Genomic DNA, 312 nt, shown 5'->3' with positions numbered 1-312 from the left:
GTAATTGGCCGCGCCTGTTGCTCGATGACGAGTTGTTCGAGTGTGGCGAGTTGTCATTTCGCCCGGTCGAAATTCAACAACTGCTGAGCGCCGGGCAAAACGTCGACACGGTCATGGGGTTCAGCGCCGGCTGGTGCGCTGGCGTGCGCATCGCGTTACTGGGCGACGGCCACCCCGACAAAACTCTGCTCGACTCCCTGCAGCACGAACTGTTCAGCACCTTGCCCGCCGAGTTGGCCGAGGCCTGGCGCGTGCTGGCCCATTTGCCGCGCTTTAACGCGAGCCTGTGTGAGCACTTGTTTGGCGCGGGCG

The 312-nt window shown here is 63.1% G+C and carries 1 pseudogene; it reads left to right on the top strand.

Going from position 1 to position 312, the window contains the following annotated elements:
• A pseudogene (locus HX803_RS32480) lies at positions 1–312 on the top strand (helix-turn-helix transcriptional regulator); the annotation flags it as partial.

The sequence above is a fragment of the Pseudomonas sp. P7548 genome, assembly GCF_013386585.1.
Classification (GTDB): domain Bacteria; phylum Pseudomonadota; class Gammaproteobacteria; order Pseudomonadales; family Pseudomonadaceae; genus Aquipseudomonas.
Note: the sequence above shows the minus strand (reverse complement) of the source record. Positions and strands in the feature narration are given on the sequence as shown.